We start from the raw sequence: 15,109 nt of genomic DNA, 5'->3' as shown, positions 1-15,109 counted from the left end.
GACACGCTCAGCCTCTGGAAGTGCGGTGCAAGTCCGCCACGGTCGCGCCACGGTCACAGTCCGACCCACGCTGAGCCACGCCCCTCGTCCCCGCGTCCGGGACGAAGCGGCGCGCTGTTGCCCAGCCGGCCAGCGCCCCCGCCAGTTCGTGACGCCCCCGCCGCAGGCCCTCCCCGGCCCGGCCAGGAGGCACCATGACCCACCCGATGACCGAAGTTCCTGCCCTGGGAACCGCCGCCCCCACGCCCCTGACCGCCCGCGAGAGTCTGCGCCGGGGAAGGCCCTTTCTGCTGGCCGTGCTGGGGCTGCACCTGCTGGCCCTGGGCCTGTGGATTCCGGCGGCGCTGCATTCGCCGCTGCTGTGGGGGGTGGGGCTCACCGCCTACCTGTTCGGCCTGAGACATGCCTGGGACGCCGACCACATCGCCGTGATCGACAACACGGTGCGCAAGCTGCTCACGCTGGGCCGCCCGGCCTACGGCGTGGGCCTGAGCTTCAGCCTGGGGCACTCCTCGGTGGTGTTCCTGATGGCGCTGGCCGCCGCCGTGATCGGTAAGGCGCTGCTGGGCGCGCAAGGCGGCATCGGGGCTTTCGGGGGCTGGGTGGGGCCGTTCGTGGCGGGCGCGTACCTGCTGACCGTCGCCACCGTCAATCTCTACGGCGTCGCCCGGATGCTGCGGGAAGGCCCACACGAGCACGGTCACACCCACGGCGGTCTGCTGGCCCGGATCATCGCCCCGCTGACCGCGCTGGTGTCGCGGCAGTGGCAGGTCGTCCCGCTGGGCTTCTTGATGGGTCTGGGCTTCGATACGGCGTCCGAGGTCGCGCTGCTGGCGCTGTCCGGCGCGGCGGCGCAGCAGAATCTGGGCTGGGCGGCCATCCTGTCGCTCCCGCTGCTGTTCGGTGCGGGCATGACGCTGCTCGATACCCTCGACGGCATCGCCATGACGCACGCCTACAGCTGGGCGCTGCACGACCCCCGCAAGAAGCGGGCGTACAACCTGCTGGTCACCGGCCTGTCGGGGCTCATCGCACTGGTGATCGGCGTGGTCACGCTGTCGCAGTGGGCGGGCGAGCACTTTCCCGCCGCCGCCCATGCCCTCGCCGCGCTGCAGAACGTGGACGTGTCGCCGCTGGGCTTCTGGCTGGCGGGGGCGACGCTGGTGCTGTTCGCGGCGGCCAGTGCGGCCTATCGCCAGCGCCGCCTGAACGCATGACGCGCCCCGGAGCCGGCGCCGCCCGTCAGCGCGTGACCCGTGCCGACGGCCGCACCATCAATGTGGTCCGCAAACGCGGGCACCTGAGCTACTGCTTTCACGGCTGCTGCTGCGGGCGCACCGACAAGGGCTACGCGCCCGCGCCCGTGGACACCTACAAAGAGGAGTGGACCCGGCGGCGGATGCGCAACCAGGTCCACCTCACCAAATCGGGCTGCCTGGGACCGTGCACGCTGAACAACGTGGCGCACCTGGTCTTCGACGGCCACGACACCTGGTTCCACTCGGTGAACGATCCCTGGCTGGTGGTCGCCATCTTCGAATACATCGCCGCGATGCTGGAAGCCGACGGGCCGCTGCCCGTGCCGTCCGAGCTGGTCGAGTACACCTTCAACTACTACACCTGGGACGCGGGGGGCGCAGCGATGGCCGCGCTGCCGGTGGCGGCCCCGGACCTCTCGGGCGGGCTGTCGGGGCTCGCGCTGCTCACGCACGCCGACACCGACCTCCTCAACCTGCGGGCGGCCCAGGACACGCTGCCGGCCGACTTCGGTCCCGTGACCGGCGTAGCCCTGGGCGGCATCCGGGGCGAGGCGCAGATGGGCACGCTGCTGGCCGGGGCGGTGGGCCGCGCCGAGATCGTGCTCGTGCGCGTCCACGGCAAATTCGGCGCGGTGCCGGGCGGCGAGCTGCTGCGCGAGCACGCCCGGGCCGCCGGGCAGACCCTGCTGATCGTGAGCGGCACGGGCGAGCCCGACCCCGAACTCGCCCGCCTGAGTTTCGCGCCCGCGCATACGCTCGACACGGCCCTGGCCTACCTCTCCGCGAGCGGCTGGCCGAACATGCGCGAGTTGCTGCTCTCGCTCTCGGACACGCTGCGCCTGACCGGCTACGGCGCGCGGCCCCCGCTGGCGCAGCCCGAGCACGGCATCTACCACCCCGACCTGCCCGAACAGGCGACGCTGGACGACTGGGAGAAGCTCCGCGAAGGGTCGCGCCCCGCCGTCGGCGTGTTGTTCTACCGGGCGCACGCCCTGAGCGGCAACACGGCGTTCATCGACTCGCTGGTCATGGCCCTCGACGACGCCGGGGCCGACGCCCTGCCCGTCTTCACGACCTCGCTGAAGGACGTGGACGCGACCGGCGATCCCAAAGCCTTCGCCCTGCTGGCCGGGCAGGTGGACGCCGTCATCTCGACCCTCAGTTTTGCGATGGCCGATGTGCAGGCAGGCGAGATCACCGCCCCCGGCGAGAACGTCTCGGCCCTCGGACGCCTGGGCGTGCCGGTCGTGCAGGGTCTGACCCTGGGCGGCGCGCGCGGCCCCTGGGAGACGAGTGCGCGCGGCCTGAACCCGCTGGACACGGCCATGAACGTGGCGCTGCCGGAGTTCGACGGGCGGATCATCGGGGTGCCGTTCGCGTTTAAGGAGCAGGCATCCGGCGAGGCCCGCCGCCTCGTCGCCGACCCCGAGCGCGCGGCCCGCCTCGCCGGCATCACGGTGCGGCTCGCGCGGCTGCGGCACAAGGCCAACTTCGACAAGCGGCTGGCTTTCGTGTTCACCAACTCGACGGCCAAGGCCTCGCAGGTGGGCAACGCGGTGGGTCTGGACTCGGCGGCGTCGCTGCTGCGGGTGCTGGGGGCGCTGGAGGAGGACGGCTACGATGTCGGGACCCTCCCCGAGTCTTCCGACGCGCTGATGCACGCCCTGATCGAGGGCAGCAACTACGACCAGACCGTGATGACGCCGGGGCAACTCGCCCGCACGGCGGCCCGCATCCCCGGCGAGGTGTACGCCCGCTGGTTCGCCGAACTGCCCGCCTCGCAGCAGCGGCGCATGCGCGAGCAGTGGGGGCCGCCCCCCGGCGCGGCCTATGTCCACGGCGGCGAGCTGTGTCTGGCGGGCCTGACCTTCGGCAAGGTGTTCGTGGCGCTGCAACCCCCGCGCGGCTACGGCATGGACCCCGACGCCATCTACCACACGCCCGACCTGCCGCCCACGCACCATTACGCGGCGCTGTACCGGTGGCTGCGCGAGCCGCCCGCCCTGGGGGGCTTCGGGGCCGACGCCCTGGTGCATGTGGGCAAGCACGGCACGCTGGAGTGGCTGCCCGGCAAGGGCGTGGGCCTGTCCGAGAACTGCTTCCCCGACTCGCTGCTGGGCGACCTGCCGCTGTTCTATCCGTTCGTCATCAACGATCCCGGCGAGGGCACGCAGGCCAAACGCCGCGCCCACGCGACCATCCTCGACCACCTGCCGCCGCCCCTGACCCGCGCCGACACCTATGGCCCGCTGGCCGAACTCGCCACGCTGGTGGACGAGTACTACCAGCTCGAACTGCTCGACCCGGGCAAGCTGCCGCTGCTGCAAGGCCAGATCTGGGACCTCGTGCAGCGGGCCGACCTGGGCACCGATCTGGGCACGCTGCTGCGGCGCGATCACGGCGACCATGTCCACGAGTGGGACGAGTCCGAGACGGAGGACGGCGTGCCCGTGACCCTGACCGAGATGAACGGCCCGGACGTGGCGCACCTGCTCGAAGACATCGACGGCTACCTGTGCGAACTCGGCGCGGCGCAGATCCGGGACGGCCTGCACACGCTGGGCGTCCCTCCGCAGGGCGAGCAGCTCCCCGAGATGCTGCGCGCCCTGACCCGCCTGGGCAACGCCGGCAGCGGGGGGGCCGGGGTGCCGGGGCTGCACGCGGGGCTGGCCGGGGTGCTGGGCCTGGACCTGGGAGCGTTGCTGGACGCGCCCGGCGCCCGTCTGAACGTCCCCCCCGGTGTCTCAGCAAGGGCTGAAGAGCCGTTCCAGGGAACCGACAGATGAGCGGCCTATGGTGGGGCCATGACCACCGCGTCCCCCTCTCCCAGTCCGGCCCCGGCCCCCGACCCGACGGTCCTCAGCGGCGGCGCGCTCACGCAGGCCGTCGTCCACAAGGAGATCGAGAAGGCCGAGCGCGCCGCGTGGCCGACCTTCGTCCTCTCGGTGCTGGCGGGCATGTTCATCGGCCTGGGGGGCATGTTCTACACCCTGGTCGAGGCAGGCGGGATCGACTTCGCCTTCAAGCAGGCGCTGGGCGGCCTGGGCTTCTGCGTGGGGCTGGTGCTGGTGCTCGTGGCGGGGGCCGAACTGCTGACCGGCAACATCCTGATGGTGCTGGCCGCCGTGCGCCGCAAGGTCACCTGGGCGCAGGTCGCGCGCAACTGGGGCCTGGTGCTGGCGGGCAACCTGGTGGGCGGCGTGCTGCTGGCCTTCCTGATCCTCGCTTCCGGACACCCGAACCTCGACGCGGGCGGCGTGGCGCGCGAGGCGGTCACGGTCGCGGCGGGCAAGGTCGGCAAGACGCCCGAGCAGCTGTTCTTCAGCGCCATGCTGTGCAACGTGCTGGTCTGTCTGGCGGTGTGGATGGCCTTCGCGGGCAAGACCCTGGCCGACAAGGTGCTGGCCGTGCTGCTGCCCGTGACCGCCTTCGTCGCGGCGGGCTTCGAGCACTCGGTGGCCGACATGTACCTGCTGCCCCTGGGCCTGATGCTCAAGGACGGGGTGCAGGGCGTGGCGGGCGTGGCCCGGCTGGACCTCGCGCACGTCGCCTTGACCCTCGTCATCGTCACGCTGGGCAACGTGGTGGGCGGGGCCGTGTTCGTGGCGCTCGCCTACCACTTCGCCTACCCCGAGGCCAAAGCGGCCCCGGCCAGAACCTGAACCTTCCCCTTCCGAGCGGCGCGGCGGCCTGTCTGGCGTCCGCGCCGCTTCCCTGTTTCCCGAGGCCCCATGACCACGCCTGATCTCCAGACCCTCGCGGGCCGCCCGGTGCAGACGAACGGCGACGCACTCGAACTGCTCGACGAACTGAGCCTGCACCTCTACCAGCTCCTGCACGAGCGCGACTACGACCCCGCCGCCATTCCCGAGGTGCTGGCCCTGACGCTGGGCGTGCGGGACGAGTACGGCACGCTGCCGCAGACCCTGGAGTACGCCTGCCGCCGATTGCGCCCCGACCTGCGCGCCACCGAGGACGAGATCACCCACCTCCTCGCCGGGCTGTCGGGCCGCTACGTGCCGGCGGGACCCAGCGGCGCCCCCTCGCGCGGTCAGGCGCACATCCTGCCGACCGGGCGCAACTTCTACGCGGTGGACCCCCGCGCCCTGCCCTCGCAGGCGGCCTGGGCGGTGGGGCAGAATCTGGCGCACGAAGTCCTGGCCCGCCACCTGGGGGAAACCGGCAGTTACCCCGAGCACGTCGCCATCAGCGTGTGGGGCACGTCCAACATGCGAACCCAGGGCGACGACATCGCCGAAATTTTCGCGTTGCTCGGCGTGCGCCCGCGCTGGCACCCGCAGAGCCGCCGCCTGGAGGGCGTGGACCTGATTCCTCTGGCCGAACTGGGCCGCCCCCGCATCGACGTGACGGTGCGCATCAGCGGCTTTTTCCGCGACGCCTTCCCGCACCTGCTCAACCTGCTCGACGAGGCGTTCACGGCCGCCATGCACGCCGACGAACCCGAGGACCGGAATTTTCCGCGCAAGCACTACCTCGCCGACCTCGCCGGGCGCCTGAGCGACACGCCGCCCGAGGAGGCCGAGGCCCGCGCCGCCTACCGCGTGTTCGGCAGCGCGCCGGGCACCTACGGGGCGGGCATCCTCGATCTGGTCAACGAGGGCAACTGGAAGGAGGACGGCGATTTCGCGCGGACCTTCGTCAACTGGGGCGGCTACGCCTATACGGCGGCCGACGCCGGAACCGATGCCCGAGAGGACTTCCGGGCGCGGCTGTCGCAGACCCAGCTCGTGCTGCATAACCAGGACAACCGCGAACACGACATCTTCGACTCGGACGACTACCTGCAATTCTTCGGCGGCATGATCGCCTCGGTACGGCACCTCTCGGGCACGCAGCCCCGGCACTATTTCGGCGACACCGCCAACCCCGAGCGCGCCCGCGTGCGTGATCTGGGCGAGGAGGCCCTGCGCGTGTACCGCTCGCGGGTGGTGAACCCCAAGTGGCTGGAGGGCATCCGGCGGCACGGCTACAAGGGCGGCCTGGAGCAGACGGCCACGGTGGACTACCTGTTCGGCTTCGACGCGACTGCCCAGATCGCCCACGACTTCATGTACGAGGGGGTGGCGCAGGCCTACGCCCTGGACCCCGAGAATCAGGCGTTCCTGAAGGCCAGCAACCCCTGGGCACTGAACGCGATTGCCACGCGGCTGCTCGAAGCCCAGGACCGGGGGCTGTGGGAGGCGGGCGCGGACACGCTGGCGGCCCTGCAACATCTCCTGGTCGAGAGCGAGGGCCTCCTCGAAGAACGCGGCGAACAGGCGCGGGCGGGCGGATGACCGTTCAGGCCGACATTTTCGACGAGTGGCGGGAGCAGGTCCTCGCCGTGCGCTCGGGACGCTGGCAGCCGGAGCGCGACCGGGCCTTCTGGCACGTGCAGGCGGCGAAATACGACGCGGGCCAGCCCGAGCTACCGAATACGGTGGCGTGGCTGCGTGGGCAGCTGGCGGGGGCTGGGGCAGACTCGCTGCTGGACGTGGGTGCGGGCACGGGTCGCCTGACCCTGCCCCTGGCGGGCGCGGCGGCGCGGGTCACGGCGCTGGACCACTCGCCCGACATGCTGGCGGTGCTGCGGGGCAAGGGGCCGCCCGCGCATCTGGAGGTGCGCTGTCAGGAACTCGCCGATGCCCTGCACGACCCCACGCTCGCGCCCCACGACGCCGTGCTCGCCGCGTGGTCGCTGGCCTATCTGCCTGACCTGCGCGGCGCACTGACGGGCCTGCGGCGCCTGGCCCGCCGCGACCTCTTCCTGCTGGAGGACGACGGCCTGGGCAGCCCGCACGTCACCCTGCGGCGCACGCTGGCGGGGCAGCCCCGGCCGCAGCGGGCCACGGGTCTGCGCCGCGCCCTGCACGCGCTGGGCCTGCCCTGCGCGCACCTCCAGATCACCGAGGGACGCGAACTGACCTTTCCCGACACGGCCGCCCTGCTCGCCCAGGCCCGGCTGCCCCTGCCGGACGCCGAGGTGCTGGACGTTCTGGGGCCGTACCTGATCCCCGAGGGCGAGGGCTGGCGCTACCGCTGGACCTTCGACGTGCATGTGCTGCACGTGCGCGGGGAGGGGGCATGACCCCCACCTATCCCCTCGCCGCCGTCGCCCACCAGCCCGAACTGCTGTTCGCGCTGTCGCTGCTGGCGGTGGCGCCGGCCATCGGCGGGCTGCTCATCCGGGGCGACCGGGGCGCGGCCAAGAGCACGGCGGCGCGCGGGCTGGCCGAGCTGCTGCCGCCGGGGCCGGATGGCCTGCGCGCTCCTTTCGTCAACCTGCCCCTCGGCGCGACCGAGGACCGCGTGGTGGGCACGCTGGACCTCGACGCGGCGCTGCGGGGCGAGGTGCGGTTGCGGCCCGGTCTGCTGGCCCAGGCGGACGGCGGGCTGCTGTACATCGACGAGGTGAACCTGCTCCCCGACCATCTGGTGGACGTGCTGCTCGACGCCGCCGCGCTGGGCGTGGTGCGGGTGCAGCGCGATGCCCTGAGTGCCGAGGCCCCGGCCCGCCTGGCCCTGGTGGGCAGCATGAACCCCGAGGAGGGAGGCCTGCGTCCGCAGTTCCTCGACCGTTTCGGCCTGTGCGTGGACGTGGCGGCCCCCCAGCAACCCGCCGAACGCGCCGAGATCATCCGCCGCCGCATGGCCTACGAGGCCGACCCGCAGGGCTTCGCCGCCCGCTGGGGGGCCGAGCAGGCCGCGCTGGCGGGGCGACTGGCGGAGGCCCGACAGCTTCTGCCAGAGGTCACGTTGCCCGATCCCCTGCTGGACGTCATCACTACGCTGAGCAGCGAGGCGGGGGTGCGCAGCCTGCGCGCCGACCTCGTGCTGCACCGCGCCGCCCGCGCCTGCGCCGCGCTGGAGGGCCGCACCGGGGCGACCGAAACCGACCTGCGCCGCGTGGCCCCCCTGGTCCTGAACCACCGCCGCGATCCCCGGTTGCCGCCGCCTCCACCGTCCGAGCCGCCTCCGCCACTCCCGGAAACAGAGCCGCCCGAACAGCAGCCGGATACGCCCCCACCCCCCGGCGCGGACGGCCCGCCTCCCGAGGAAGTCTTCGCGCCGAGTACGCCCGCCGCGCCGCTGGCCTTGCAGGCCTTTACGCCCGGCAGGGGAGAGGGTCAGCCCCCCCGCCGCGCTGCCCCGCGCAGCGTGCCGGACCCACAGGCCGCGCGCCTGGACGTGCCCGCGACCCTGCGGTCCATGCTGGGCCGGGGAGCCGCCGTGCCCACCCGCGACGACTTCCGCGCGCCCATGCCCGCCGAGGATGGTGGCCGCCGCGTGCTGTTCGTGGCCGACGCGAGCGGCAGCGTGGGCGTCTCAGGGCGCATGGGCGCGCTCAAGGGGGCGCTGCTGGACGCGCTGGCCGGGCAGGGCGGGCGCGACCGCGTGGCCCTCGTGACCTTCCGGGGAACCGGGGCGAGCGTGCTGCTCGACTGGACAACCGACGCCGCCCAGGCCGAGGCCGCCGTGCGCGCCGCGCCGACCGGGGGGCGCACGCCACTGGCCCACGCGCTGAACCTCGCCGCCGACCTGCTCACCGGGGTGCGCGGCGCGGAACTCGTGCTCCTCACCGACGGGCGGGCCAACGTGCCCCTGACCCCCGGCTCGGACGCCTGGGCCGACGCCCTGCACGCCGCCGAAAGCCTGCGGGGCATCCCCGCGCTGGTGGTGGACACCGAGGCCGGCCGCGTGCGTCTGGGCCGCGCCGCGCAGCTCGCCGGGGTGCTGGACGCTCGGGTGCAGACCCTGGAGCCTGGATGACCCATTCACTTCCCTTCACCATGCCCCGCCTCGTCATCGCTGCGCCGCATTCGGGCAGTGGCAAAACCACCGTCGCCTCGCTGCTGTGCCTCGCCTTCCGCGAGCGCGGGCTGGCGGTGCAGCCTTTCAAGCTCGGCCCCGATTACCTGGACCCCACGCACCTCACGCGGGCAGCGGGGCGGCAGGCGCGCAACCTCGACACCTTCCTGCTGCCGCGCGCGCGGGTACCCGAGCTGTTCGCCCGCGCCGCGCAGGACGCGGGCATCAGCATCATCGAGGGGGTCATGGGCCTGTACGACGGCCGCGATCCCCTCAGCGACGAACACTCCACCGCCGACCTCGCCCGGTTGCTGGGGGCGCGGGTGGTGCTGGTCCTCGACGCGCACGGCATGGCCCGCACGGCGGCGGCGGTGGCGGCGGGCCTGCGCGACTTCGGTCCTGGAGCAGATATCGCGGGCGTCATCCTCAACCGCGTGGGCAGCCCCCGCCACGCCGAGCTGTGCGCCGCCGCGCTGGCCCAGGTCGGGCTGCCCACCTTCGGTTACGTGCTGCGCGACCAGACCCTACACCTGCCCTCGCGCCACCTGGGCCTCCTGAGCGCCGAGCAGGCGAGCTGGGCCGAGGCCGACGCGCGGCGGGCGGCGGGAACCCTCGACCTGGACGCACTGCTGGCTGCCGCCCAGGCCCCGGCGCTGCCCATTCCGCCCACGGTGCAGGCCGTCCCCGCCCGCGTGCGCATCGCCTACGCGCACGACGAGGCCTTCCACTTCTACTACCCCGACGCGCTCGATGAACTGCGGCTGGCCGGGGCCGACCTCGTGCCCTTCAGCCCATTGCGCGATGCCGGGCTGCCGCCGGACGTGGGCGGGCTGCTGCTGGGCGGCGGCTACCCCGAGGCGCACGCCGCCGAGCTGAGTGCGAACACCTCCATGCGTGCGGCCATCCATGCCTTCGCCGCGTCGGGGCGGCCCGTGGTGGGCGAGTGCGGCGGCCTGATGTACCTCTCGGAGACGCTGGAGGACGCCTCGGGCGCGGTGTGGCAGATGTGCGGCGTGGTGCCCTACCGCACGCGGATGCTCCCGAAGGTCACGCTGGGCTACCGGGACGCCGCCGCCCTGTACGCCTCGCCACTGGCCCCGGCGGGCGCGGCGCTGCGCGGCCACGAGTTCCACCACTCGGTCCTCACGCATGCGCCCACGCACCCGGCCTACCGCTGGACGGCTCCGAACGGGCAGCCGGCCGAGGAGGGCTATGCACAGGGCAATGTCCTGGCGAGTTACCTGCATCTGCACCTGGGGGCCGACCCGGCGCTGGCGCGGCGCTTCGTGGCGGCCTGCGGGGAGGCGGTGACCTAGGGGTGTCGGGGCTTGCGTCGTAAGGTTTCGGCAGGGCACTGCAACCTCACCACTCCTGCTGCAACGCACTTTGTTCGCCTCTTACCCTACCCGGCTGATCTTCGGCCCGACCCTCCTGTACCTAAGTCTGAGCTGATGTACAGATGACAAGCATGAGTCTCAATGAAGGCCATGAAATATCTGCTCAGCCTTGCGCTTCTGGTCTGTAGCGCCGCGTCGGCGGCCGACCTGAAGGTCTATCCCTACGACGGGGCCAAGTTCGTGCCGGGTCAGCGGTTCGACCTGCGGATCGAGGCCGAGAACGTCCAGAACTTTCAGGGCGCGGCCGTCACCCTCGACGGCCAGCCGGTCGCCGGGCTGGTGCAGACGACCACCAAGCCCACCAGCGTCGAGTGGACCCTGCGCGGCCAGAGCCTGCCCACCGGCCTGCACGAGCTGAGCGTGCGCTACCGCGACGCGGCGGGCGAGGCGACCAAGACCGCGCGCTGGTACGTGGTGCCCGCAGCCGCCGCCCGCGCCAAGAACGTCATCCTGTTCATCGGGGACGGCATGGGCTGGAATACCGTGAACGCCGCGCGCCTCATCGCTCACCCCTACAATCCGACCAACGGCACGCCCACCGGCCAGCTCGCCATGATGAGCGGCCTGAGCGGCATGGCGAGCGTCACCACCAGCTCCTTCGACAGCGCCCTGGCCGACAGCGCCAACACCGCGAGCAGCATCGCCACGGGCCAGAAGATTCAGGTCAACGCCCTGAACGTGTACCCCGACAACACCGCCGACACGCTCGACAACCCGCGCGTCGAGACCATCACCGCGATGCTGAGGCGCAGCATGGGCAAGGGCGTGGGCATCGTGACGAGCGCCTTCGGGGTGGACGCCACCCCCGCCGCCTTCGCCAGCTACACCCGCCGCCGCGGCGACTACTCGGCCATCGCCGACCAGTATTTCAAGGGCGACGTGCAGCCCGACGTGCTGCTCCTGGGCGGCAGCCGCGACTTCATCCCCAGCACCGCGCCGGGCAGCCGCCGCAAGGACACCACCGACTGGATCACGGACAGCCAGAAGCAGGGCTACACCTTCGTCAGCAGCCGCACCGAGCTGAACGCGGCCAACACCAACAAGCTGTTCGGCCTGTTCAACATCGACAACATCCCCAGCTACCTCGACCGCGCGCAGTACAAGACCACCGAGGCCCTGGGCGACTTCAAGGACATGCCCTACCTGTGGGACAGCACCAAGAAGGCCGTCGAGACGCTGGAGAAGAACCCCAACGGCTTTTTCCTGATGGTCGAGGCCGGCATGGTGGACAAGTACGAGCACCCCCTGGACTGGCAGCGCGGCGTGTGGGACGTCCTGGAACTCGACAAGGCGGTCGAGTGGGCCAAGGACTACGCCAAGACCCACCCCGACACCCTGATCCTGGTGACGGCCGACCACGCCCACTCGCTGAGCGTGTACGGCGGCTACGACGCGACCAAGGGTCCCGGCAAGCGCGAGGCGGTCGGCGTGTACGAGTCGGCCGGCTTCCCCACCTACGGCGACAAGCGTGACGCCAACGGCCTGCCCCTGCCCGAGACCGCCCGCACCTACGCGGTGGGCTTCGCGGCCGTGCCCGACTACTGCGAGACCTACCTGGGCCGGCGCATCTTCCTCGACCCGACCGTCAGCAACGGCAAGACTGGCGCCGAGGCCGGCTACCTGCCCAACCCCAAGATCTGCGAGGAGGGGGGCGTGACCCGCACCGGCAACCTGCCGCCCACCGCCAACCAGGGCGTGCACACCGCCGACCCCCTGCCGCTGTTCGCCTTCGGCCCCGGCTCGGAGAACTTCTTCGGCATGATGGACCAGACCGACCTGTTCTTCTCGATGGCCCGCGCCCTGGGCCTGGACGCGACCCGCAACCGCTGAGAGCGGCATTCAGGGGGACCAGGGATTGCCCTCGGTTCCTCTGAACCGGGTGGAGCGGGCACCTGAGAAGGGCGGCGGAAGTGGAGTTGAGATGCATGCTCTCGGTCCCTCAATGGAACTGAAAACTGCTGTAAGGCTTCCCGTCTGTCCCCGTCCCCATGCGCCTGGAGCCTGTGTGCTCCGGCGCATTGTCCGATGTGCCATCGCTGACCGGCTGTCCGGGCTGATACGCCCCTGATCCGGCCGTGCTGAACTGGTCTGGATTCCGTCTGTGCCGCTGACAGACCAGGAAAGAACTGTCCGTCCACTGCACTTCCGGAACCTGTCCTGCTCCTCTCCAGTCAACGATCCACTCTGATTCGGTAGGGTCAGGTTCCCGTTCCATTCTCTGAGGTGATTGTCCTTGAACCGCCGAACCATCCTCAAACTCGCGGGCGCACTGCCGCTGACGCTGTGGCTGCCGCGCGCCCTGGCCCAGAGCGTCGGTACGCCCACCCTGAAATTCAGTGAACTGTACGGCCGCGTGACCGTGCGCGGCGTGGAATACAGCGACAAGATCAAGTCGCTCAGCGGCCAGACCGTGCGCATGAGCGGCTATATGGCCCCGCCGCTCAAGCCCAGGCTGGACTTCTTCGTGCTCACCAAGCAGCCCATGAGCACCTGCCCCTTCTGCACCACCGCCGCCGACTGGCCGGCCGACATCGTGCTCGTCATCATGCCCAAGGGGCGCGAACTCGACCCGACCACGCGCGGCCTCCAGATCACCGGGCGACTCGACATCGGCGTGAAGAAGGACGAGGACACCGGCTTCGTCAGCCTCGTGCGCCTGTACGCCGATGGCGTGACTGCGGGCGGGTGACGGCCGCCGGACCGTCGGTGTCCCGGGGCCGGGCCGAGCGGCTGCGCGCCGTGGGCCTGCGGGTGCAGCATGGCCGCGAGGTCACGTTGAGTTACCCCGACCTCGACCTGCCGCCGGGGGCCCAACTGGCCGTCACCGGCCCCAGCGGCACGGGCAAGACGACGCTACTGCATACCCTGGCCGGGCTGCTCACCCCGCAGTCGGGCGAGGTGCGTCTGGGCGACTTCAATGTGACCGCCGCCTCGGCGGCCGGGCGCGACCTGTTCCGGCGGCGCAGCGTGGGCTACGTCTTTCAGGATTTCCACCTCATGCCGGGCCTGAGCGCGCTCGAAAACGTCGAACTGGGCCTGCGGGTGGCGGGAACCGCGAATCCGCGCGCCCTGGCCGAGCGGGCGCTGGCCCGGCTGGACCTCGCCCACCGCCGCCACCACCGCCCCGCGCAGCTCTCGACCGGTGAGCGTCAGCGTGTGGCCGTGGCGCGGGCGGTGGCGCACGGGCCAGCGCTGCTGCTGGTAGACGAGCCGACCGCCCACCTCGACCGCGACCGGGCAGGGGCGGCGCTGGAGCTCCTTCAGGGCACGGCCAGCGAACTCGGGGCCACCCTGATCGTGGTGACCCACGACCCGCTGGTGGCGGGCGCGCTGCCCCAGCGCCTCGACCTCTCGGCCGGGGTGAGGGGATGAAGCTGGCCCTCTGGACAGCCCTGCGCGGCCTGCGCTCGCGGCTGGGGGCGCTGCTCATCACAGTGATCGCGGTGGCCCTCGCCACGGCGACGGCGCTGGTCGTGCCGCTGGTGACGCGGCAGGTCGAGCGCGGCGCGCAGGACGCGGCCCAGGTCTTCGACCTGCTCGTCACCGCGCCCGGCAGCGGCACCCAGGCGGTCATGAGCAGCCTGTTCTACACCGGCGCGCCCATCGGCAACATTCCCGAGCGGGTCTACGAGGAGCTGCGCGACGCCCCCGGCACCCGCCGGGCCGTGCCGATCGCGCTGGGCGACAACTACCTGGGTTTTCCCATCGTGGGGACCACGGCGGCCTTCTTCGACCAGCGGGTACGCCCGAGCGATCCGCCGTATTTCCGCATTGACCGGGGGGGCTCCTTCGTCCGGGAGCACGACGCGGTGCTGGGGGCGCGGGTGGCCCGCGAGGCGGGGCTGCGCGTCGGGAGCACCTTCGTCGGCGCACACGGCCTCGAAGAACACCACGTGGAAGGCGAGGAGGACCACGACGAGGCGCACAGCGAGCCCTACCGCGTGACCGGCATCCTGGCCCCCACGGGCGGCCCGGTGGACCGCGCGGTCCTGACGCCCATCGAAACCGTGTGGGAGGTCCACGGCGAGGACCAGGCCGCCAGGCGCGAGGTGACGGCTGTGCTGTACTCGGCCGAGCAGCTCTCGGGCATCTACGTGACGGCGCAGCGTATCAACGCGGGCCAGGGCGCGATGGCCGTCTTTCCGGGGCAGGTCTTCGCCCAGGCGCGTGACGTGCTGCTCCAGGGGCAGGCGGCCTACGCGGCGCTGGCCCTGCTCGTGCTGGGCATCGCGGCCCTGACGGTCTGGCTCAGCGTCTACACCTCGGGCCTGGAGCGCCAGCGTACCGTCGCCCTGCTGCGGGTGCTGGGGGCGGGGCGCGGGGTGGTGTTCGCCCTCGTGCTGCTCGAAACCCTCCTGACGGTCACGCTGGGCGTGTTGCTGGGGCTGGGGCTGGCCCTGCTCGTCAGCACGGTGGGCGGCGACGTGCTAGGCGCGCGCCTGGGCTTCACGCTGGCGGCCCCGCAGCTGACCTGGGCGCTCGTGTCGCGCACGCTGCTGCTCATTCCGCTGGGCCTGCTCGCCGCCCTGCCCCCCGCCGTGGTGGCCGCGCGGGTGTCGCCCCTCCGGTTGCTCTGAGGACAACCAGGGTCCCCCGCCTCTGTGCGGATGGACCCTGAAAAATGTGCGGGGCGGCCTCCGGAGG

Annotated in this window: 11 protein-coding genes; all 11 read left to right on the top strand. The window is 72.0% G+C overall.

Features of this window, described 5'->3' with window-relative positions:
• Window positions 1–194 precede the first annotated feature (194 nt).
• The 11 genes from DGO_RS02975 (at window position 195) to DGO_RS02925 (ending at window position 15,042) form a co-directional block, all read left to right on the top strand.
• The gene (locus DGO_RS02975; protein WP_014684002.1) at window positions 195–1,217 is read left to right on the top strand and encodes a HoxN/HupN/NixA family nickel/cobalt transporter; all 1,023 of its coding nucleotides are present in this window, start codon (window positions 195–197) and stop codon (window positions 1,215–1,217) included.
• Window positions 1,214–4,045 carry a cobaltochelatase subunit CobN gene (locus DGO_RS02970; RefSeq protein ID WP_014684001.1) on the top strand — a complete coding sequence of 944 codons (2,832 nt, stop codon included), beginning with the start codon at window positions 1,214–1,216 and terminating at the stop codon, window positions 4,043–4,045. The genes DGO_RS02975 and DGO_RS02970 overlap by 4 nt, the downstream gene beginning before the upstream one ends.
• An 18-nt stretch (window positions 4,046–4,063) precedes the next feature.
• Entirely contained in the window at window positions 4,064–4,921 is an 858-nt protein-coding gene (locus tag DGO_RS02965) for a formate/nitrite transporter family protein (RefSeq protein WP_050920659.1), read from the top strand.
• Window positions 4,922–5,029: 108 nt separating this feature from the next.
• Window positions 5,030–6,556, top strand: a complete 1,527-nt coding sequence (locus DGO_RS02960) for a cobaltochelatase subunit CobN (RefSeq protein WP_014683999.1) — start codon at window positions 5,030–5,032, stop codon at window positions 6,554–6,556.
• Window positions 6,553–7,347 (top strand): class I SAM-dependent methyltransferase, encoded by a 795-nt coding sequence (locus DGO_RS02955; RefSeq protein WP_014683998.1) that lies wholly within the window; start codon window positions 6,553–6,555, stop codon window positions 7,345–7,347. Before DGO_RS02960 ends, DGO_RS02955 begins: the two co-directional genes overlap by 4 nt.
• Window positions 7,344–9,029 (top strand): VWA domain-containing protein, encoded by a 1,686-nt coding sequence (locus DGO_RS02950; protein WP_043800801.1) that lies wholly within the window; start codon window positions 7,344–7,346, stop codon window positions 9,027–9,029. Before DGO_RS02955 ends, DGO_RS02950 begins: the two co-directional genes overlap by 4 nt.
• Window positions 9,030–9,049: 20 nt before the next feature.
• A complete protein-coding gene (locus DGO_RS02945) occupies window positions 9,050–10,384 on the top strand; it encodes a cobyrinic acid a,c-diamide synthase CobB (protein WP_014683996.1) in 1,335 nt (444 codons plus the stop codon).
• Between the two features lie 171 nt (window positions 10,385–10,555).
• Window positions 10,556–12,295: an alkaline phosphatase gene (locus DGO_RS02940; RefSeq protein WP_226991427.1), complete on the top strand. Its 1,740-nt coding sequence runs from the start codon at window positions 10,556–10,558 to the stop codon at window positions 12,293–12,295.
• Window positions 12,296–12,698: 403 nt separating this feature from the next.
• Entirely contained in the window at window positions 12,699–13,154 is a 456-nt protein-coding gene (locus tag DGO_RS02935; RefSeq protein WP_014683994.1) for a hypothetical protein, read from the top strand.
• The gene (locus DGO_RS02930) at window positions 13,151–13,837 is read left to right on the top strand and encodes an ABC transporter ATP-binding protein (protein ID WP_226991426.1); all 687 of its coding nucleotides are present in this window, start codon (window positions 13,151–13,153) and stop codon (window positions 13,835–13,837) included. Before DGO_RS02935 ends, DGO_RS02930 begins: the two co-directional genes overlap by 4 nt.
• Window positions 13,834–15,042 carry an ABC transporter permease gene (locus DGO_RS02925; RefSeq protein WP_014683992.1) on the top strand — a complete coding sequence of 403 codons (1,209 nt, stop codon included), beginning with the start codon at window positions 13,834–13,836 and terminating at the stop codon, window positions 15,040–15,042. The genes DGO_RS02930 and DGO_RS02925 overlap by 4 nt, the downstream gene beginning before the upstream one ends.
• Window positions 15,043–15,109 lie beyond the last annotated feature (67 nt).

It is taken from the genome of Deinococcus gobiensis I-0 (genome assembly GCF_000252445.1).
GTDB lineage: Bacteria > Deinococcota > Deinococci > Deinococcales > Deinococcaceae > Deinococcus > Deinococcus gobiensis.
Note: the sequence above shows the minus strand (reverse complement) of the source record. Positions and strands in the feature narration are given on the sequence as shown.